15 protein-coding genes are annotated in these 19400 nt (G+C 68.3%); 4 read left to right on the top strand and 11 right to left on the bottom strand.

Features of this window, described 5'->3' with window-relative positions:
- Window positions 1–39 precede the first annotated feature (39 nt).
- The gene (locus tag AC2A1N_RS07900) at window positions 40–591 is read left to right on the top strand and encodes a hypothetical protein (protein WP_242890397.1); all 552 of its coding nucleotides are present in this window, start codon (window positions 40–42) and stop codon (window positions 589–591) included.
- A gap of 27 nt (window positions 592–618) precedes the next feature.
- Here the strand turns inward: AC2A1N_RS07900 and AC2A1N_RS07895 are convergent, their stop codons facing one another.
- Together AC2A1N_RS07895 and AC2A1N_RS07890 are read right to left on the bottom strand one after the other, a co-directional pair.
- A complete protein-coding gene (locus tag AC2A1N_RS07895; RefSeq protein WP_242890400.1) occupies window positions 619–1656 on the bottom strand; it encodes a ribonuclease H-like domain-containing protein in 1038 nt (345 codons plus the stop codon).
- Complete coding sequence (locus tag AC2A1N_RS07890; RefSeq protein ID WP_061479910.1) at window positions 1653–4142, bottom strand: DEAD/DEAH box helicase; 2490 nt, start codon at window positions 4140–4142, stop codon at window positions 1653–1655. The genes AC2A1N_RS07895 and AC2A1N_RS07890 overlap by 4 nt, the downstream gene beginning before the upstream one ends.
- Before the next feature lie 212 nt (window positions 4143–4354).
- On the opposite strand from AC2A1N_RS07890, the gene AC2A1N_RS07885 reads away from it, so the two are divergent.
- Window positions 4355–4873 (top strand): hypothetical protein, encoded by a 519-nt coding sequence (locus AC2A1N_RS07885; RefSeq protein ID WP_061479909.1) that lies wholly within the window; start codon window positions 4355–4357, stop codon window positions 4871–4873.
- A gap of 40 nt (window positions 4874–4913) precedes the next feature.
- Window positions 4914–5588 carry a hypothetical protein gene (locus AC2A1N_RS07880; RefSeq protein WP_242890415.1) on the top strand — a complete coding sequence of 225 codons (675 nt, stop codon included), beginning with the start codon at window positions 4914–4916 and terminating at the stop codon, window positions 5586–5588.
- A gap of 99 nt (window positions 5589–5687) precedes the next feature.
- Here AC2A1N_RS07880 and AC2A1N_RS07875 read toward each other — a convergent pair whose 3' ends face one another.
- Genes AC2A1N_RS07875 through AC2A1N_RS07835 form a run of 9 tightly spaced genes read right to left on the bottom strand, consistent with a single transcriptional unit; the run spans window position 5688 to window position 18038 of the window.
- On the bottom strand, window positions 5688–7496 hold the full coding sequence (locus AC2A1N_RS07875; RefSeq protein WP_242890418.1) for a hypothetical protein: 1809 nt from the start codon (window positions 7494–7496) through the stop codon (window positions 5688–5690).
- On the bottom strand, window positions 7493–9661 hold the full coding sequence (locus tag AC2A1N_RS07870; RefSeq protein ID WP_061479906.1) for a hypothetical protein: 2169 nt from the start codon (window positions 9659–9661) through the stop codon (window positions 7493–7495). The genes AC2A1N_RS07875 and AC2A1N_RS07870 overlap by 4 nt, the downstream gene beginning before the upstream one ends.
- A complete protein-coding gene (locus AC2A1N_RS07865) occupies window positions 9658–10779 on the bottom strand; it encodes a BatA domain-containing protein (RefSeq protein ID WP_242890421.1) in 1122 nt (373 codons plus the stop codon). The genes AC2A1N_RS07870 and AC2A1N_RS07865 overlap by 4 nt, the downstream gene beginning before the upstream one ends.
- On the bottom strand, window positions 10776–11672 hold the full coding sequence (locus tag AC2A1N_RS07860) for a DUF58 domain-containing protein (RefSeq protein ID WP_484371945.1): 897 nt from the start codon (window positions 11670–11672) through the stop codon (window positions 10776–10778). Before AC2A1N_RS07860 ends, AC2A1N_RS07865 begins: the two co-directional genes overlap by 4 nt.
- A gap of 7 nt (window positions 11673–11679) precedes the next feature.
- On the bottom strand, window positions 11680–12663 hold the full coding sequence (locus AC2A1N_RS07855; RefSeq protein WP_242890427.1) for an AAA family ATPase: 984 nt from the start codon (window positions 12661–12663) through the stop codon (window positions 11680–11682).
- A gap of 16 nt (window positions 12664–12679) precedes the next feature.
- Window positions 12680–13387, bottom strand: coding sequence for a DUF4159 domain-containing protein (locus AC2A1N_RS07850; RefSeq protein ID WP_061479902.1), 708 nt, complete (start codon window positions 13385–13387; stop codon window positions 12680–12682).
- Entirely contained in the window at window positions 13387–14721 is a 1335-nt protein-coding gene (locus AC2A1N_RS07845) for a TldD/PmbA family protein (protein ID WP_061479901.1), read from the bottom strand. The genes AC2A1N_RS07850 and AC2A1N_RS07845 overlap by 1 nt, the downstream gene beginning before the upstream one ends.
- A gap of 20 nt (window positions 14722–14741) precedes the next feature.
- Window positions 14742–16376, bottom strand: coding sequence for a TldD/PmbA family protein (locus AC2A1N_RS07840; RefSeq protein WP_061479900.1), 1635 nt, complete (start codon window positions 16374–16376; stop codon window positions 14742–14744).
- A gap of 30 nt (window positions 16377–16406) precedes the next feature.
- On the bottom strand, window positions 16407–18038 hold the full coding sequence (locus AC2A1N_RS07835; RefSeq protein WP_061479899.1) for a TldD/PmbA family protein: 1632 nt from the start codon (window positions 18036–18038) through the stop codon (window positions 16407–16409).
- A gap of 677 nt (window positions 18039–18715) precedes the next feature.
- On the opposite strand from AC2A1N_RS07835, the gene AC2A1N_RS07830 reads away from it, so the two are divergent.
- Complete coding sequence (locus AC2A1N_RS07830) at window positions 18716–19330, top strand: DUF938 domain-containing protein (protein WP_061479391.1); 615 nt, start codon at window positions 18716–18718, stop codon at window positions 19328–19330.
- The last annotated feature ends 70 nt before the right edge of the window (window positions 19331–19400 follow it).

Here is a 19400-nt window from a genome sequence, read left to right as displayed (position 1 = left end):
TTAGTGTCTTGCACCCAGTCAACTCAAGGCGCATGTCCGATGGTTGAGCGCGTTCAACGCCTGATCAATGCGGTTTCGTCCATTCCAGGCGTGCGCACCGCTTCTGTGACCAAGCAGGATTTGTCGGAGCTGGCCGTAGACGAATTGTCGCTGTTGCCCTACGCGGATCTACCGCTGGCCGTATTGCGGCGTAGCGAAGGTGCTCTGTCGCATGAGGTGCTGATTGGGATCGAGTTTGAACTGGACGGCGGCCCGGCAGGCTTGCTGGCGCTGGAGTTTCTGTCGTGGTGGGTGCGTGACGCTGCGCGCAGTGGAGCGCTGATGCAGTTGCGCAGCCTGGCGTTGCCCCCCCTGGAGCAGCAGTTTGGCCAGACCCTGAAGTTCACCGTCGACTGGTTCCATGCTGACCCACAGCAGGACCTGGAACGGCTGCTGATCGCCGTAGACGAACGGGCCGCAAACCTGGAAGCGACCTTGGATCACTTCGCCATTGCCGAGCGCATCAAGGCCGCCGCTGTCGATTCGTCCAGCAGCGACGTGCCCGCGCCCAGTGCGTTTGCTGGACGACTGCGGAAGTTCTTGACTGAGTGAATCGCGGGGAAAAGCGGGGCGCTGCGGTCAACGCGAGTCGTCCTGCCTGGCGACCAGAGCCAGCGTTTCGCGCTCACGCTGTTCTTCGCGGATCAGCCGCTGCAGCAGCAGGGCCAGGGTCACCACGTCCTGGTGATTGTGGTCGGCCACCCGGCGCAGGTTCACCGCGTCGCCGCCGCGCAGGAAGCGCAACCACGCACCGGGTGCCTCCGAGCCCGGCAGATCGTCCTCGCGCACCACGCGCAGCAGCTGGCGTTCGATGGTGGACAGCTTGCAGTTCTCCCACGTGCCGCGATAGCGGCGGCGGGTGGGGTAGAGCAGGTCGACATGGTCCAGCGCGCTGATCGGGTCGCGTTGCCGGGCAAGCCGGTAACGCGCTTTCAGCAGCGGTGCGTCATAGCTGCGGCCGTTGTAGCTGCAGAACACGGTGGACGGTTGCAGCCAGCCGGCGAAGGTGGCCAGCATCGCGTCCTCGGCGGCCATGGTGGCCATCAGCAACTGGCGGATGCGCAGGCCTTCGCCACGCTGCGGGCACACATGCCAATCGGCCGCGCCGATCATGAAGGCACGGGTGCCGGTGCCGCCGGCCAGGCCGGTGGTCTCGGTATCGAAGAACAGCAGGTCACGCGCAGCCACGTGCTCGCCGTCGCGACGGGCGAAATCAAGCGACAGCGGTTGTGCCGGGATCGCCTGCGGCTGCAGCGATTCGATCAGGAACAGGCCCGGTGCGATCTCCTCACCTGGCAACTGACGGTCCTGTGCGCTGGCGCGAGCAGGAGCGGGGCCGCCGCGCGTGCGCAGGCCGAGCAGGCGATGCAGGCTGCCCACTTCGGGCCGACGCAGCGCGGGCGGCGTCGTGGCAGGTGCCGCCGCGCCGGTCGGCTTGTGGCGGATCTCCTGCTCGACCCAGGCGAACACCGAACGCTCGGCCGGTGGTTGCCGCGCATCGTTGGCGGCCACGGGTGCCGGTGGCGCAGGGGGCACGTCCGGCACGGCCGGTGTGCTTGCCTTCGGGTCGCCGGCCTGCCTGCGCAGCAGGCGCAGCTTGTCCAGGCTCAGGCTCACGGTGCCAGCAGCTCCATCGGCTCGCGCGGGGTCACCCCCACATCCGGTACGTGCTGGCACGCTTCGGCATCGAACAGGTCGAGCACGCGCAGTGCCAGTGCGCGCGGCGAGGTCTCATCCTCTTCCTGCGCGGCCAGCACCGGGCCGACACAGGCCGGGCAGCCGGCCTTGCAGTCGCAGCGTTGCACCAGTTCACGCGCACGCTGCACCAGTTCGGCCTGACGCTGCCACAACGGCTCGCTGAGGCCGACGCCACCGGGGAAGTTGTCATACAGATACACCGTGGGCACGAATTCCTGCAGCAGTTCGACAACCCCAGGATCACCCTCGCTGCCGCGCAACTGGCCACGGCCGCTCTGGTCGGCGATCGCAAACCAGGAGCCATCGCCGTTACCGACCGACTTCTGCAGGTCGCGCGCATCGGCCATCACCGCCACGGTGGCGACGATGTGCAGCGCATACGCCGCACCGAGGAAGCCATCGAGCGCATCCTGCCTGCTGGCGAACGCGCGCAGCAGCAGTGCCTGCGGCAGCTGCCACCACACTGCGGTGGTGTGCAGTTCCTGGTCGGGCAGGTTCACCGGGCCGTAGCCGATGTTCTCGTGGGTGTAGTAGCGGATCTTCTTGTAGCCGGCCACGCGCCGCACCACGTGCACTTCGCCATGGTGCGAATCACCGCGCCCGGCCACGCGACCATCGAAGCGGTCCAGCACCTTGAGCTTGGTGAAATCGATGCTGTCGGTGTAGTAATCCACATGCGTGCGGGTGACGTAGGCCTTGCGGCCCTCCCAGTCGAGCGTCTCCACCTGGTAGGGCGTGGACTGCACCATGTGGATGGCGCCTTCATACAGCGTGAGCGCGGCGGCGGAGTAATCGACCTCGGCGATGATCTGCTGGCGGCCGTCGCTGCGGTCGACCACCACGAAGTTGCCATCGGCCACCGCGCGCAGGCTGACCGCGTTGGCCGGATAGCTGTCGGCAATCCATTCCCAGCGCTCGCCTTCGCGGTGGATGACTTCGGTTTCGGCCAGCGCTTCCAGGAACACTTCCGGGTCGATCGGGCCGAAGCCATCGCCGACCCGGAACGGCAGTTCAAAGGCCGCGCAGCGAATGTGGTCGAACAGGATCAGCGGCTGGTCTGGCGCAATGCGCGCATGTTCGGGCGAGGCTTCGGCGAAGAAGTCCGGATGCCGCACCACGTACTGGTCCAGCGGCTGCGAACTGGCCACCATCACGCCGAGTGCGGGTTGCTGGCGGCGACCGGCACGGCCGAAACGCTGCCAGGTGGCGGCCACGCTGCCGGGGTAGCCATTGAGGATGACCACGTCCAGGCTGCCGATATCCACGCCCAGTTCCAGCGCCGAGGTGCTGACGATGCCGTCGATGTTGCCGGCGCGCATCGCGCGCTCGGTCTCGCGGCGTTCGGTGGGCAGATAACCGCCGCGGTAGGCGCGGATGCGCGGCGGCTTGCGCGGGTCGTGGTCGAAGATGTCCTTCAGGTACTTGGTCAGCACCTCGACCATCAACCGGGTCTGCGCGAACACCAGGGTCTTCAGCCCGGACTTGATCGCGATGCGCGCGATGCGGTTGCTCTGCGAGCGCGCCGAGGCACGCAGGCCCAGGTCGGGGTTGATCACCGGCGGGTTCCACAGCAGCACCTGCTTCGGCCCGGTGGGCGCGCCGGATTCGGTGACGGCGGTGACCGGTGCCTCGATCAACGCCTCGGCATGCGCCTGCGGGTTGCCGATGGTGGCCGAGCACAGGATGAACTGCGGTTGCACGCCATAGAACGCGCAGATGCGCTTGAGCCGGCGCAGCACGTTGGTGACGTGGCTGCCGAACACGCCGCGGTAGGTGTGTACTTCGTCGATGACGATGTAGCGCAGGTTCTCGAAGAACTGTGCCCACTTGGTGTGATGCGGCAGGATGGCCTGGTGCAGCATGTCCGGGTTGGACACCACGATGTCGCCATGCAGGCGGATCGCCTGGCGCGCATCGCCGGGGGTGTCGCCGTCGAAGGTGAAGGCCTTGACGCCGAGATCGCCGGCACGATTGAGTTCCAGCAGCTCGGCCACCTGGTCCTGGGCCAGTGCTTTGGTCGGGAACAGGTACAGCGCCTTGGCCTTGTCCTGCATGGCCGCGCTGACCACCGGCAGGGTGTAGCACAGCGACTTGCCGCTGGCGGTGGGGGTGACGATGGCCACGTGCTCGCCGCGCTGGCTGGCCTCCCAGGCTTCGGCCTGGTGGCTGTAGAGCTGCTCGATGCCACGTGCCTTCAGTGCTGCGGCCAGCGCCGGTGGTACCGAGTCGGGAACGGGCGCGTAGCGGCCTTCGCGGCCGGGAATGGCGAAGCTGCCGGTGATGCGGTCCTGGTAGCGGCGCTGCAGGCGCGCGCTGAGCAGCGCGCCGTCGCGGGCGGGCAGGCCATCGCGGGTGGCGAGCTTCTGCTCGGCATCGGCGGTGCGCTTGGCGAGTTCGTAGGCCATGGAAGAGGAAGCGGGGACGGATTGCGAGGGGTCACATGGCACCACATCCATGTCTCAGGATGTGAGACACCGCACACGGCGGGCGTGAACCGTTCAGTGCTCGCGTCCCGTGGCGTCGCCGCATCTCCCTTGGCTGAACAGCTGCCGGTGCAGCAACGAAATCTGAAGCCGGCATCCGTATCCTTGGGCGCTGGACGCAACCAACAGGGTGGATGGCTGTGGCACGACGTGGAACGCAGGGAGCACTCCTGGCCGGCATGCTGCTGACCGGCATCGTACAGGCGCAACAGGCTGCGCCGGTGGCGGTGCCCGATCCTGCACCCGTTCCCCCTGAAGATGCGCCGCCTGCCCCGACCGCACCGATCTCCACCACCTTGCCGCAGGACAACGTCACCACCCTCGGCGAAGTGCGTGCGCTCAAGCCCGATGACGAGCCGCTGGACCTGTACCGCTTCAAGAACCCGGTGAAGTTCGGCGATAACCGCTTCAGCCGCGACTGGAGCGAACCGCCATCGCCGGAGCAGGTCAGCATGGGCGGTGGCTACATCATGATGGGTGTGGTCAAGGGTGTGCTGGCGGCAGCCAAAGGCATCAACAAACTCACCGGCGGTCCCGACCAGATCCAGGCGGCCGTGGCGCGGCCACCGCCAGAGCTCAGTGCCGAACAGCAGCAGCGCGCGCTGCGGTTCTCACAGGAGCAGGATGCCGGCGACACAGCGCCAGTGAAGTAGGCCGGTATATCCTGCGGGCTCCCCCACCGGTAATGCTGTCATGTCCCTGCGTTCATTCTGCCTGCTGGCCGCGTTGCTGCCGGCCTCCGCGTTCGCGTCCGATATCGCCGATGGCGGCGCCTGCCGCAATGGCGCGTTCCCCTCCCAACAGAGCCGGTTCGCGCTGGCGCGGGTGGTCGATGCACCGCGCCTGTACCTGCTCGGCGACATGGAGGGCTGCCCCGCCAAGGGCGAACCGGCCTGCCGCCAGCGCAGCTATGTGGTCAACGGCGATACGGTGGTGACCGGTCGCGACCTGGGCCGTTACCGCTGCGCGTTCTTCCCCAACAAGGTGGGCGGCAGCGCCGGCTGGGTCGACCGCAGCAAGCTGCAGCCGTTGCCGGTGGCCGTGCCCACGCTGCAGGACTGGACGGGCCACTGGAAAGATGGCGACAACGGCCTGCGCATCACCGTGCAGGGTGGACAACTGCATGTGGATGGCGACGCCTACTGGCCCTCCGCCAACCCCACGCCGGAACAGCGCCCGTACGGGCCGAACCTGGGCCAGGTGGAAGCGCGTGCCACACCGCAGGGTGCCGAAGTCGAGTTCGCCGAGGATACGTGCCGGGTGCGTGTGCACTCGCTGGGTGAGGTGCTGATCGTGGCCGACAACAGCGAATGCGGTGGCATGAACGTGCGCTTCAATGGCGTGTACCGGCGCGCGGGAACGCGTTGACCCCGCCGAAAGACGCCAGCCAAGGTTGGCGTCCATCAGGGCAACCGGCCAGTAGATCCACGCCATGCGTGGATCCCGCCCGCGATCCCATCGTCGCGGTCAGCGCCGCCGCTCCAACCACCACAGCAGCGATGCGCACAGCACGAACGCCAGCCACCACGGCCAGCGCGATCCCGGCACGGGTTGCATCACCGACGCGGTTGCCGGGGAGCTGCCCGCCAGCGCCTGCGTGGTTGCATCGATCATTGCCTGCTGATGCAGCGCGGGCGCGTCCTTCGGGTCGAATGCATAGCGCCAGAGGGTAGCATCGCCGTGCTGCAGGCGCTGCCAACCCGCCGCGCGCGGCCACCAGCCCGCGCAACGCAGGTCTGACGTCGCGCCATCGACGATCAGCGGCGTGCCTTCGCCGCGTGCGTTGAAGGCCTGCAGCGGCGCCTGCACGCCGCACAGCGCCTGCCGTTCGCCCGCCCAGCTGATCGGCTGTGGCGACCACAGCGCCTCAGCGCTGCCCTGCGCCCGCGCCAGCGTGGCAACCACGCCGCTCCACAGTTCGCCGTGGCGGTCATCGCGGCCGGCCAGCACCCAGCGCCAACTGTCGGTGATGGGCAGCAGGCCGATGCGGCCTTTGCCGGTAGCGCGCCAGCCACCGACAGCCTTGCCGGTGCGATCGTGCAGCAGCGCGTTGCTGCCAGGTACCTGCAGCGCCAGTGCCTCCAGTGTGGGCAGCGCGGCGTCGTGCGAACCGCGGTCTGCCTCTTCGCCGTAGCCGGTCGGCAGCGTACCCGCGGCGAGCGGGCCACGTCGTGCGGCGAGGACCGCGCTCTCGCCGTCGCCGGGAAGTTCGAGGACCTGGCTGCTGCCATCACCCCGCAGTGGCAGGCCCAGATCGTGCAGGCGCTGGCGCGCGCTGGCCGAAGGCGCGCCCGCACTGCGTACCAGCACGCCCAGTCCTTCGCGCAGCGCCTGCCGCACAGCGGCCAGCTGGGCGGCATTCAATGCCGCCAGGCTGCGCTCGTCCAGCAGCAGCAGATCGCTGCGCGCCAGCGACGCCGCGTCCAGCGGCAAGGCGCCGTCGCCGACGCTCAGGCCGGCACCGGTATCGGCCTGCACCTGCGCGCGGATGCCGGCATCGGCTGCCCAGCGGCGCAGGTACTTCAGTTCGGGGCCCGGCGCGCTGGCGCGTACCTGCAGGCGCAACGGCGCCGCCGGCAGGGTCTGCTGCGGCACCGGTGCGCTGTCCACCACATGGCCGTCGGCATCGAGCAGGCGCAGCTGGAACACGCTGCGGCCTTCGGCGCGGGTGATGCCACTCAACTGAACGTGGCCATCGTCGGCAACATCCGCGCGATCGACCACGCTGCCGGCCGGGTCGAGCAGTTCCGCCTTTGCCCTGGCAACGCCACGCGCCTGTGCCTGTACCTCGAAGCGTGCGCCGGGCGCGGCGTCGGCCGGTGGCTGCAAGGCGACCCAGCCGCGCGGCGGTGCTGCCGGCTGCCAACGTACGTCGCGTGGCAGTACCGCATCGCGATCGCGTGCGACCAGGCCGGCACCGACCAGGGTGAGCGTGGAGGCCGGATGCTGCCGCAGCGCGGTGGCCAGGTCGGGTACGCGCTTTGCGCCGGGCACATCGGCAGCTTCCGGCAACAGCCACAGCGGACCTTCGCTGGCCGGGAACGCGCCGGCCCTGCTGGCATCGATTCCGAGCACAACCAGCCCGCCTGCGGGTTGCTGGCGGGTGGGCGGCACCAGGCAGAAATACAGCAGCGTGGCGACGATGACCTGCAGCCCGATCACCCCCCAGCGGCGGCCACGGTGCGTGGTGTTGCCGTGCGACTGGCGAACGCTGGCGATCGCCACGATCACAGCGAGTGCCAGGGCGATCCACAGGTTCAGGCCGGAGGGGTTCATGGCTGCGCCTCCAGCGCGTCCAGGTAGCGCTGGCCCATCGCATCGGCGGCACTGCGCCGCATCGCCTGCGGCAGTGGACGCTGCAGCGCCCGCCACAACTGAGCGCGCAGGCGCAGGCGGCAGTCGCGGCAACCGGGCTCGATGCGCAGCTGCTCGATGGCGGCAGCCAGATCAAGGGCATCGGGCAGGTAGGCGGCATTGCGCTGCTGCCAGGCAGCGAGTGCGTCGAGGTCGGGCACACTGGTGTCGTCACCGAGGCGCTGCCAGGCTTCGATGATGGCCGGGTCGGGCGGCGCTCGTGCGGCCAGCGGCAGTTCGCGACTGGCCAGTCCGGTGCGATCGCCGCCGAGGCGACGGCCTTCATCGATCGGCGGCAGCTCCGGTCCCACCCGCGCCAGATAGATGCGTTCGGCCTGCTGCACCTGCTTGATGAACGCCAGTGCCTTGTAGGCGAACGGCAGTGCCTGCTCCGGACGGCCCTGGCGCAGCTCGCCTTCGGCCGACCACATCTGGTCCAGCGCGGCCTTCAGCGTGGCCCGGGTCTGCGGGTCGAGCAGGGTCGCGGCCTCGGCATGGTCATGGGTGTGGCCGTATTCGGAGAGCACATCGGTGGCGCTGCCGAACACCGGTGGGGCATCGGCATTGGCCGGCTTGCCGCCGTGATCGTGGCCATGCTCATTGTGTGCCCCGGCCTCGGCGCCATGGTCGTGCTCGTGCTCGTCGTCGTGGCTGCCTGCAGCTGGCGCATCGCTGGTGGGCAGGTCGCTGGTCGGCGGCGGCTTCGGTGCGCCTTCGCTTTCCTCACCCAGGAACTGGCCGTAGCGCAGACGCAGGATGCGCTGGTCGACACCGATCGCATCGCTGCGCTTCACGAAGTCCTCGGCGGCCAGGCTGCGTCGCTGCCGGATCAGCGCTTCGGCATCGATGATGATCTGCCGCTGGCTGCGGAAGTAGGCCGGCAGCGTCTTCTTGATGCGGCCTTCCAGTTCGGCACCGCGTGCAACCTCGGCGCTGGGCAGGCGCAGGATCACGCTGCTGCTGCGCCCGGCCTGCGGTGTTGGCGCGTGGTTGTCGCGTACTTCCAGCTGGGCGATGACATCGCTGCCGGGCTGCGCGCCCAGCGCAGCCAGGTCGAGGCTGTGCGCGAAACGCCGTGCAGTCGCTTCGCCGCTGCCGGTGAGGCCGACACTGCGGCGAACGAAGGTGATGTTCTCGCCGCTGCCCTGAGTAATGGTGATCGACAGCGTTGCCTGCGTGGCCACGGCGTAGTCATCGCTGGCTTCGAAGCGCAACGACCACTGGCGTTGCCCGGGCGTGCCCAGCACCAGGGTCGCGGCGGGCTCCAGCACGCGCACGCTGGGCGCACGATCAGCGACCACATCCAGGCGATGCAGGCGGGTCTGGGCCAGTGCAGGTTCGCTCACCACGCGGTACAGCACAGGCACGCGCGCCACATCCTGCGCCAGCCACTGCCCATCCTGCTCGCTCAGCGGCAGCCGGCGGCCGTCGTGGAACTGCAGCCATGCCTTGTCCGGCGCGCGATCGAAGCGCAACGACCACGACAGCCGGCTGTCCGCGGCGACCTTGGCATCCAGCGCGTTCTGGGTGCGCGTGGCCTGGCCGGTATAGGCCGGTGCGTCGATCCGCAGGCGGGTGGACTGAAGGTGCAGCGGGCCGGCGGCAGCCGTGCTGACAGGCGCCGATGTGCGGGCCGGCGCGGAGCCGGGGCCGGAACGTGGCCAGCCGAATGCCAGCGCAGTGATCGCCAGGCCTGCGACCCAGCTCAGGGCCAACGCCCTGCGCGGCCAGCGCTGACGCAGGTCCGGTGTCGAGCGCTCCAGCGTGGCCAGCACATGCGCGCGCTGGCGCTGCTGCAGCGGATTGAGCATGGCGGCATCGGCAAACAGCAGGTCGGCACTGTCCTCGCTGGCACCGCTGGCATCGAGCTGGCGCTGCACCCACTGTGGGTCCAGCTGGCGGGCATGTGCCGTGGCGAGCGCTGCGCAGGCGAGCGCGCTGACCGTGCCGACCAGGCAGGCGATATCGAAGCCCGCCAGGCGCAGCGCCAGCGTCGTCGCGGCCAGCGCCCACGGCAGGCCCAGCAGCAGGGTAACGAGTGCACGGCGACGCCGTGCGCGTTGCCAGGCGTGCTGCAGGGTGTTCATGCGGCCACCCTGCGCCGGCGACTGCTGGCCATCCAGCGCTCCAGCGCGAACAGCAGCACGATGGCCAGCAGCAACCACGTGGTTGGCTCACGCGCTGGGGGCGCTATGGCGGGCAGCGCGGCCCGGCGTGGTGCCTGGTCCTGTGCATCGCCGAGGCGCGGTGACGCTGGCGGTTGCAGCGCCAGCAGCAGGGCACGCGGCAACTGCGGGTCGCGCAGCGCAGCGTTGCCTGAGGCATCCCAGTCGCCGGGTAGTGACAGCAGGACGCCGTGGCCGATGCGCTGTTGCCACAGCACTGGTGAGCCGTCGGCGTTGCGCAGCAGGATGCCGGCGTCGCCAGCAGGCTTGCCGGCGCTCACTGCACGACCGCCGTGGCGCAGCCATGCCTGCCAGCTCGCCGGCAGTGCATCGCTGCGGCTCCATACGCCGATCTCGTCGCGTTCGGGCAGGGCATCGGCCGACAGAGGAGCGAGCGGCGCCTGCATGCCCCACGCGCGCTGCAGTGCGTTCACCCAGTGCTGGGCGGCTGCCGGCGCATCGCTGTGCACGCGCAGACGCGGCACCGTCGCGGCACTCGGTTGCGGAGTGGCCGGTATCGGTTGCGGCCGCCACTGCACTTCGCGCGACAGCTGCAGGCGGGTGCCGTCCAGACCGGGCAGGGGATCGGGAACGTGCACGGTCAACGCGGTGCCCGCGGGCAGCTGTGCGTCCAACTCGCGCAGCAGGCTGGGCAGCGATGCGCTGGACGCAGGTGGTGGGTGGTCGATAGCGGGGAAGCCGGGTGCCAGCCAGTGCCAGTTGCCCGCTTCGGCGGTGCCGCGCAGTGCGGTCGCGTCCAGTCCGGGAGCCACTACCGTCCAGGCAGCGGGGACAGGGGCAGGGCCGGTCAACGCAGGTCGTGCCAGCAGAAGGGCCAATGCAGCCAGCAACATCAGCCGCACCAGAAGCAACGGCCAGTCATCGAAGCGGATGCGCTGGCGCGGCCGGATCTGTGCACGCAGCCAGCGCAGCGCGGCGAAATCCAGCGGCGTGTACGGATGGCGCCGGGCCAAATGAATCAGCAGCGGCAGCAACCCTGCAGCGAGCGCGGCCAGGCCCAACGGGAACAGCAGGGTCATGCACCGCCCCCACGGCCGAACAGCGCCTGCAGTGCCTGGTCCAGCGGCTGGTCGAGCCAGCTGGTGGCACTGGCGATGCCGCTGGCCTGCAGGCGCGACTGCAATGCGTTGCGTGCGTCAGCGAAGCGCTGCAGGTAGTCGGCGCGGATCGCCGCGCCATCGCCCAGTAGTTCCTCGCCGGTCTCCGGATCGCGGAAGCGATGGCCGGCGTCGAACGGGAAATCGCGCTCGTCGGCGGTCAGGATCTGCAGCAGTGCCACTTCACGGCGTGCGCTGGCCAGTTGCTCCAGCAGCACGATGCAGGCCGCATCGAAGCCATCACCCATCGCCAGCAGCAGGTCGCCCGGGCGCACGCGCTCCCACAGCGGGCGCAGGCGTTCGGCCGCGGGCCAGGTGCCGCGCGCCTGCAGGGCATGCAGCTGCAGATGCACGCGGTCACGCTGGCGTGCGCCGTCCGCTGCGGCCACCAGCTGCAGTCCATCGCCATTGATCGCCAGCAGGCCGAAACGGTCGCCCTGCTGCAGCGCCAGTTCCACCACGCAGGCGGCCACGCCGCGCATGTGATCCAGGCGCGTGCGCTGAGGTGCCGCGCGATCGGCCTGGCCGGCCGAGGCGGTGGCATCGAGCAACAGCCAGACCGTGATCGGGCTTTCGCGTTCGGATTCGCGCACGAAGAAGCGGTCCGAACGCGCGTACAGCTTCCAGTCGATCTGGCGCAGCTCGTCGCCCGGTTCGTAGGCCCGGTACTGGGCGAACTCGAGGCCGGCACCGCGGCTGCGGCTGGCGTGCTGGCCGATGCCACTGGCACCGCTGGCCAGGCGCGGCCGCAGCCGCAGCAGGCGCAGGCGCGCACGCAGTTCCGGTGGCAAGGTCAGCGGGGTACCGACGTTCACGCGTGGATCAACCCGGGAACGGCACGGCCTGCAGCAGGGCGGCGACCACGTCGTCGGCACGCTTCTGCTCGGCCTCGGCGGCGAACGACAGCAGCAGGCGATGGCGCATCACGGGCGCGGCCAGGACCTGCACGTCCTCGCGGGTGGCGGCGAAGCGGCCCTGCAGCAGTGCGCGCGCCTTCGCCGCCAGCACCAGCGACTGCCCGGCGCGCGGGCCTGCGCCCCACTTCACCCACTGGTTGATCGCCGCCGGCGCGCCTTCGCCTGGCCGGCTGGCGCGCACCAGGCGGGTGATCCAAGCCAGCACGTCGGGGCTGACATGCACCTGCCGCACGGCCGCCTGCAGGGCGATCACCGCCTCGGCATCCATCACCTTCGGCACCGCGTCGGTGGCACCGCCGGTGGTCTGTTCCAGGATCCGCCGTTCCTCGTCTTCGCTGGGGTAATCCACCAGCACATGCAGCAGGAAGCGGTCCAGCTGCGCTTCGGGCAGCGGGTAGGTGCCGGCCTGCTCGATCGGGTTCTGCGTGGCCAGCACGAAGAACGGCGCGGGCAACGCGTAGGTGGTGCCGGCGTAGCTGACGGTGCGTTCCTGCATTGCCTCCAGCAGTGCGGCCTGGGTCTTGGGCGGGGTGCGGTTGAGTTCGTCGGCCAGCAGCAGGTGGGTGAAGATCGGGCCCTGCTGGAAGCGGAAATGGCGATGGCCGGTGCCATGGTCTTCCTCCAGCAGCTCGGTGCCGAGGATGTCGCTGGGCATCAGGTCGGGGGTGAACTGCACGCGCCGGAACTGCAGTTCCAATGCCTGGCCGAGTGAGCGCACCAGCAGGGTCTTGCCGAGCCCGGGCGCACCTTCCAGCAGGCAGTGGCCACCGGCCAGCAGGCCGATCAACAGCTGCTCGACCACCGTGTGCTGGCCCACCACCGCGCGTGCAAGCGCGGCGCGCAGTTCATCCAGGCGCGGCAGCAGGGAATCGAGGTCGGGGGAGTTCATGGGCGTGCAGGTCCTGTCAATTGTTCAACGCGTACATCACGATGTTGACGCCAAAGCGGGTGTTGTCTTCGGCCAGGAAGCGCTTGTTGCGCCAGTCGTAGTCCCACTCGCAGCCGTAGTCCTTGTTGCTGTAGAGCAGGCCCAGCCGACCCTCGACCTCGATGCCTTTCAGATAGTCGTGCACCAGGTCGTCGCCCCAGCCGTTGAGTTCGAAGCTGGTGGCGGGCGGACCGTCCGGGAAGCGGAAGAAACTGCGGTACAGCGCGTGGCTGTTGGGCAGTTTCTGCAATGCCTTCGGGCCGAACAGCCGGCCCATCTGTGCCTCGAACGAGGTGGCGAACAGGCCGTCAATGTCATGGTTGCAGTCGTCGACGAAGACGAAGCCGCCATTGCGCACGTAGCGCACGAAGTTCTGCCGTTCGGCGGCGTTGAACTCCACCAGCGTGTGCCCGGCCAGGTAGCAGAACGGCGCTTCCAGCATGCGCGGGTCGGCCAGGGCCACCACGTGTTCCTGCGGGTCCACGCGCAGCGATGTGTAGTCGATCAGCGAGGTGATCAGGTTGGATGGCATGCGCGCGTCCACGTCCCAGTCACCGGAGTCGTACTGCAGGCGGGTGAACCAGAAGTCATAGCGCGAACTGCGCGGGCCTGCCTGTGCCCAGGCCGGCAGCGCCGCCGCCGAAGCGGCAGCGGCCAACCAGCGCAGGCAGGCCCGGCGATCCATCAGACCGCGTCGGACAGCGAGGTGAAGGTGAAATCGCGCAGCTTCATCGGCGGGATCATCATCACGTAGCTGGATTCATCACCGGCCACACGCACCGGCTTGCCCAGCTCTTCGATGTTGTTGAGCATGATCACCGGCGACTCGTTGAAGCGGAAGTTCTTCACCGGATGCTTGATCTGGCCGTTCTCGATGTAGAAGGTGCCGTCGCGGGTCAGGCCGGTCAGCAGCACGGTCTGCGGATCGACCATGCGGATGTACCAGGTACGCGTGACCAGGATGCCCTTCTGGGTGCCGCGCACCAGCTCGGCGGTGCTCTTGTCGCCACCGCTCATCAGCAGGTTGCCCGGCGAGGCCTTGGCGGTCTTGCCCTGCTTCTGCGCCCAGAAGCGCGAGTAGTCCAGATTGGCGATCCTGCCGTTCTCGATGATGGCCATGCGTTCGCGCGGCAGCCCTTCGTTGTCCCACGGCAGCACCGGTGCATCCGGATGCCACGGGTCGGCGATCATGGTCACGCGCGGGTCGTAGACCTGCTCGCCCAGCTTGTTGCCGCCGCCCTTCTTCGACAGGAAGCTGCGGCCTTCATCGGCCGAGCGTGCACTGAAGAAGTTCATCATGAAGCTGATCAGGCCTGCCGCTGCGGCCGGTTCCAGGATGACCGTGTACTTGCCCGGTTCCAGTGCCTTGGCTTCGGCCGATTCGGTGGCCTTGCGCATGGCGATGCGGATGTCCTGGTCAGCCTTGAAGTCCGCCGCGTCCTTCAGGTTGCGGCCGACCCAGCCCGAACCGCGGCCATCTTCGGTGCGCACAGTGCAGGTGTAATCGAAGTTGGTGGTGCGCTGGTAAGCGAAGTTGCCGTTGCTGTTGGCGGTGGCCTGGAAGCCCTGGCCGTCCTCCAGGAAGCCGGCGGCGACCAGGCCGTGGCCGCGGCACGGGGCGATCGAATCGGCAGCGACCTTGGCACGGAAGGCCGGATCGATCGCGGCGGTGGATTCGCTGAAGGTCGGGCTGGCGCGGTAGCTCTGCTTGCCGATGGCCGGCATGAACTCCGGGTTCTCCGGGGCCAGGCGGGCCAGGTCTTCGGCACGGCGTACCACGCGTTCCAGCGCGGCGTCGTCGAACTCGTTGATCGAGGCGGTGCCGACGCGCTTGCCGAAGGCGACGGTGACCGCCAGCTCGGTGTTGTCGACGATGCCGCTGGTGGAGACATTGTTCAGCGCGAAACGGATGTTGCCGCTGATCGCACCGGCCAGCACGGCGGTGCACTCGTCGGCCTTGGACAGGGCGATGACCTTGTCGAGGATGGCCTTGGCCTGGGCTTCGGTGAAGATACTCATGTGTAAGGGCTCCTGACCGGTCAGCCGAGGCTGCGTGCGGTGTTGATGACGTTGATGCCGTTGAAGCGCGCGGTGGACGAGCCGTGCGAGACCGCCGAGACCTGGCCCGGCTGGCCCTTGCCGTCGAAGAACGAACCGCCCAGGCGGTAGTCACGCTCGTCGGCCACGGCGGTACAGGCGTTCCAGAATTCCGGCGTGCGGATCTGGTAGGCCACGTCTTCCAGCATGCGGGTGATCTGGCCGTTCTTGATCTCGTAGAACAGCTGGCCGCCGAACTGCGCGTTGTAGCGCTGCTGGTCGATCGAGAACGAACCGTCACCGATGATGTAGATGCCGTTCTCCACGTCCTTGATCAGGTCCGGCACGCTCAGCGGCTTCTTGCCCGGTGCCATCGACACGTTGGCCATGCGCTGGAACTGAACGCTGGACCACGAGTCGGCATAGCAGCAGCCGTCGGACTCGGTCTTGCCGAGGATGTGCGCCTGGTCGCGGATGGTCTGGTAGTCCACCAGCTTGCCGTTGCTGATCAGGTCCCAGCGCTTGCACTTCACGCCTTCGTCGTCGTATGCCACGGCGCCGAGGCTGCCCGGCTGGGTCTTGTCGGCGAAGATGTTGACCAGCTCGCTGCCGTACTGGAAACGCTGTTCGCGCTTGTCCAGGGTGGCGAAGCTGGTGCCGGCGTAGTTGGCTTCGTAGCCGAGCACGCGGTCCAGTTCCAGCGGGTGGCCGATCGACTCGTGGATGGTCAGCCAGGTGTGCGACGGATCGAGCACCAGGTCGTACTTGCCCGGCTTCACCGACGGTGCCTTCAGCTTTTCCTGCGCCTGCCGGGCGGCGGCGATGGCGTCTTCCTTCATGTCGTAGGAAGAACTGTAGTTGACCACGCCATTGGGGCTGACCACCTTGCCCGCGGCGGCGCCGTCCAGGTACTCGTAGCCCAGGCCCATCGGCGAGGACAGGCCCGAACGGGTGCGGAACTTGCCGCTGGCCTTGTCGATGGCGGTGACCGTCATCGGCGCCCAGATGCGATGCACGTCCTGGTCGATGTAGGAACCGTCGGTGGAGGCGAAGTACTTCTGCTCGTTGACCAGGAACAGCATCGAGTTGACGAAGCTGGCACCGGCGCCCATTGCGGCGGCGTTGACGTCCAGCAGCAGGCCGACCTTGTCCTTGATCGGCACCTCCATCGCATTCTTGCGGATCGGCGTGCGCCAGCTCACCTCACCCACGCCCGGCGCCTTGGCCAGCTGCACCGGCGCGGTCTGCACGCCGGCATTGGCCTTGGCGATCGCGGCCGCCTGCTGCGCTGCCTTGGCCACGTCGGCGGTGCCCAGCGCGTTGGTGGCGGCAAAGCCCCACGCACCATTGACGATCACGCGGATGCCGACGCCGGTGGACTCGGTGTTCACCACGTTCTGCACCTTGTCCTCGCGGGTGATCACGAACTGCCGCAGGTAGCGGCCGATGCGCACGTCGCAGTAGGTGGCACCGGCCTGGCGGGCGGCAGCCAGCGCCGCATCGGCCAGGCGCTTCTTCAGCCCCAGGTCCAGCGTGCTCTGCAGCTGCTCGGCGGCGATCACCTTGCCGAAGAAGGAGGGCACGATCAGCCCGCCCGCGGTAAGCCCGGTCAGGGCCAGGAAGTCACGTCTTTGCAAGGCTGCTCTCCATGTCGAAGGATGGGTGGCTCAAGCGCCGAGACTGCGCGCGGTGTTGATGATGTTGATGCCGTTGAAGCGGGTGGTGGATGAACCGTGCGAGACCGCCGACACCTGGCCCGGCTGGCCCTTGCCATCGAAGAACGAACCGCCCAGGCGGAAGTCGCGTTCATCGCAGATGGCGGTGCAGGCATTCCAGAATTCCGGGGTGCGGATCTGGTAGGCCGCATCCTCGACCATGCCGGCGATCTTTCCGTCCTTGATCTGGTAGTACAGCTGGCCGCCGAACTGCGCGTTGTAACGCTGCTGATCGATCGAATACGAACCGCGGCCGTGGATGTAGATGCCGTTCTCCACGTCCTTGATCATGTCCTCGACGCTGAGCGGTTGCTTGCCCGGCGCCAGCGAGACATTGGCCATGCGCTGGAACTGCACGCTGGACCAGGAATCGGCATAGCTGCAGCCATGCGATGCATCGCGGCCGAGGATGTGGGCTTCATCGCGGGTGGCCTGGTAGTCGACCAGGATGCCGTCGCGCACCAGGTCCCAGCGCTGGGTCTTCACGCCCTCGTCGTCGTAGCCGACCGCACCGAGGCTGCCGGGCTGGGTCTTGTCGGCGAAGAAGGTGACGATGTCGCTGCCCCAGCGGAAGCCGGCATCGCGCTTGTCCAGCGTGGCGAAGCTGGTACCAGCGTAGTTGGCCTCGTAGCCGAGCACGCGGTCCAGCTCCAGCGGGTGGCCGACGTTCTCGTGGATGGTCAGGAACAGATTGGACGGGTCCAGCACCAGGTCGTACTTGCCGGGCTTCACCGATGGCGCCTTCAGTTTCTCGCGCGCGTGGCGGGCGGCCGCAATGGCGTCCTCGACCGGGTCGTAGGAATCGCGGTAGGCAGTGATGCCGCCGGGCAGCTGCACCTTGCCGCGCGCATCGCCATCGAGGAACTCATAGCCCATGCCCATCGGCGAGGACAGGCCGGCGCGGGTGCGGAATTTGCCGCTGGCCTTGTCGATGGCGGTGGCGGTGAACGGCAACCAGATGCGGTGGATGTCCTGGTCGATGAACGAGCCGTCGCTGGAGGCGAAGTACTTCTGTTCGTTGACCAGGAACAGGGTGGAATTGATGTAGTCGGCGCCCGCATCCAGCGCAGCGGCATTGAGCGCCAGCAGCAGCTCGACCTTGTCCTGGATCGGCACCGCCATCGCGTTCCTGCGGATGGGCGTCTGCCAGCGCACTTCACCGACGGACGGCGTGGGTGCCAGTTGCACCGGGCGGGTCTGGATGCTGGCGTTGGCGCGGGCGATTGCTGCGGCCTGCTCGACCGCTGCGCGCACGGCGGCCTCGGTCTGCTGATGGGTGGCAGCAAAGCCCCAGGCACCGTTGACGATCACCCGCACACCCACGCCGGACGATTCTCGGTTGGTCACATTGCCGACCTGGTGCTCGCGGGTGATCACCGACTGGTTGAGGTAGCGGCCGATGCGCACATCGCAGTAGCTCGCCTTGGCCGAGCGTGCGGTGGCCAGCGCGACCTCGGCCAAGCGCCGGCGCTGGGCGGTATCGACCGGCGCCAGCAGCTGCTCGGCGGCGATGGCACGGGAATGCGGCAGCAGCAGGCCGGCCAGGCCCAGGCCGGAAAAAGCCAGGAACTCACGTCGTTGCACAGCGTTTCTCTCTCTCGCTTGCGGTCGGCAACGCGCCGGACCGATCACGTCAACTCCTCGACTTTCGCCAGCGCGGCGCAACCGGGCAAGTGACTGCAGTCATGGTTGGGGAGGGTTTCGGCAGGGCTTGCAGCCCTGCACCTGCTCAATGCAACGGCAACGGCCAAAGCCAGAGCCAGAGCCAGAGCGGCATTCCGTGGGTGGGCGGGGCGGTGTCGGATTGCGGGGACGCCGTGAATCCGTCCATGGAGGCTTGGCAGCCGCATCCATGCGGCTGACACCCCGCAATCCGACACCGCCCCACCTCTGACAGATTCCTGCGGCTGTTGGTAGGTGTCGACCTTGGTCGACACATCTGTCAGGTATCGAAATGAATCCGGGGTCAGATCCGTTTTCCACAGGAAAACGGATCTGACCCCAAGAGCACTTCCGACAGATCGCGGAATCTGTCGAAGGCGGGGTGGGTCCGGTTGCGGGGGCGTGAGCCGCATGGATGCGGCGACCGAGCCTACAGGGACGTATTTACGGCGCCCCCCGCAACCGGCCCACCCCGCCAACCCACGGAATGCCAGCTTTTGACGTTGCTCTGGCTCCGGCTCCTGCGGGTGCAGGGCTGCAAGCCCTGCAGACACCCCCTCGTGCACAATGGGGCCGACCCCCGCCTGGACACCGTCCTGATGTCGAGCAAGCCGTATTCAGAAGCCTGCGAGCGCAACCGCGAACCCATCGCCACCGCACTCGACCCGTGGATGGGCGACCGCCATCGGGTGCTGGAAATCGGCAGCGGTACCGGCCAGCACGCAGCCTTCTTCGCCGAGCGCTGGCCGTGGCTGCGCTGGCAGCCCAGCGACCACCCGGACCACCTGCCCGGCATCGAGGCCTGGCGTGCGGAGGCCGCGCTGCTGAACCTGCTGCCGCCGGTGGCGCTGCAGGTGGAGCTGCCACCGGCAACGGGCCTGGACCTTCCAGAAAGCAGCACGTTCGACGCCGCATTCAGCGCCAACACGCTGCACATCATGGGCTGGGAGTACGTGCAGGTGCTGTTCGGCGCGCTGCCGCCGCTGTTGCGTCACGGTGCGTTGCTGGCGGTGTATGGCCCCTTCAACTACGGCGGTCGCTATACCAGCGACAGCAACGCGCAGTTCGATGCCTGGCTGAAGGCGCGCGACCCGCGCAGCGGTATCCGCGATAGCGAAGCGGTGCAGGCGCTGGCGGCGGACAACGGGTTTACCCGGTTGGGTGACGTGGCGATGCCGGCCAATAACCGGCTATTGCTGTGGCGGTTGGGGTGAACCACCGGCAGTGCCGGCCGTTGGCCGGCAACCGATTGCCAGGAAGATGCCGGCCAGCGGCCGGCACCAC

Source organism: Stenotrophomonas maltophilia group sp. SKK55, from assembly GCF_057179845.1.
Note: the sequence above shows the minus strand (reverse complement) of the source record. Positions and strands in the feature narration are given on the sequence as shown.

Bases quoted from the DNA above. Each gene is read 5' to 3' on its own strand.
- AC2A1N_RS07845 (WP_061479901.1), bottom strand. From the start codon at position 14,721: ATGAGTATCTTCACCGAAGCCCAGGCCAAGGCCATCCTCGACAAGGTC.
- AC2A1N_RS07870 (WP_061479906.1), bottom strand. From the start codon at position 9,661: ATGAACACCCTGCAGCACGCCTGGCAACGCGCACGGCGTCGCCGTGCA.
- AC2A1N_RS07880 (WP_242890415.1), top strand. From the start codon at position 4,914: ATGTCCCTGCGTTCATTCTGCCTGCTGGCCGCGTTGCTGCCGGCCTCC.
- AC2A1N_RS07900 (WP_242890397.1), top strand. From the start codon at position 40: ATGGTTGAGCGCGTTCAACGCCTGATCAATGCGGTTTCGTCCATTCCA.
- AC2A1N_RS07890 (WP_061479910.1), bottom strand. From the start codon at position 4,142: ATGGCCTACGAACTCGCCAAGCGCACCGCCGATGCCGAGCAGAAGCTC.
- AC2A1N_RS07830 (WP_061479391.1), top strand. From the start codon at position 18,716: ATGTCGAGCAAGCCGTATTCAGAAGCCTGCGAGCGCAACCGCGAACCC.
- AC2A1N_RS07850 (WP_061479902.1), bottom strand. From the start codon at position 13,387: ATGGATCGCCGGGCCTGCCTGCGCTGGTTGGCCGCTGCCGCTTCGGCG.
- AC2A1N_RS07865 (WP_242890421.1), bottom strand. From the start codon at position 10,779: ATGACCCTGCTGTTCCCGTTGGGCCTGGCCGCGCTCGCTGCAGGGTTG.
- AC2A1N_RS07875 (WP_242890418.1), bottom strand. From the start codon at position 7,496: ATGAACCCCTCCGGCCTGAACCTGTGGATCGCCCTGGCACTCGCTGTG.
- AC2A1N_RS07885 (WP_061479909.1), top strand. From the start codon at position 4,355: ATGGCTGTGGCACGACGTGGAACGCAGGGAGCACTCCTGGCCGGCATG.
- AC2A1N_RS07855 (WP_242890427.1), bottom strand. From the start codon at position 12,663: ATGAACTCCCCCGACCTCGATTCCCTGCTGCCGCGCCTGGATGAACTG.